This is a genomic window from Pseudonocardia sp. EV170527-09, assembly GCF_008369905.1.
Taxonomy (GTDB): Bacteria; Actinomycetota; Actinomycetes; order Mycobacteriales; family Pseudonocardiaceae; genus Pseudonocardia.
Genome location: NZ_VRMC01000396.1, coordinates 1 through 305, shown reverse-complemented (window position 1 = coordinate 305; position 305 = coordinate 1). Strand labels below are relative to the sequence as shown.

Genomic DNA, 305 nt, shown 5'->3' with positions numbered 1-305 from the left:
GGTATTCGCTTCAATGGCGTCGAGCGAACCAACGTGGTCGAATACGACGTCGCCGAGGGTTGGGTGCGTATGGAAGTCCCGACCGCCAAAGATCGCCGCGGAAATCCGATGGTCGTCAAGCAAAGCGGCACGGTCGAACCGTACTTCCGCCTGGCGGAGTAGCGGACCCCCGCGGGTTTGAAGGTGCCAAGCCATGCAGACAGCACTGCTGCGCCCACGATCACCGCAGCGGTCCCCGGCTCCTTCGAGTGGGGTGTGTTCCATGAGCGGCACCCAAAGCTGATTCGTCAGGTACTGGACACAAC

General features: G+C 62.0%; 1 protein-coding gene. It reads left to right on the top strand.

Annotated features, from left to right (window positions below):
* Nucleotides 1-3: 3 nt before the first annotated feature.
* Nucleotides 4-162, top strand: coding sequence for a DUF3297 family protein (locus tag FVA95_RS34220; RefSeq protein ID WP_368667393.1), 159 nt, complete (start codon nt 4-6; stop codon nt 160-162).
* The last annotated feature ends 143 nt before the right edge of the window (nt 163-305 follow it).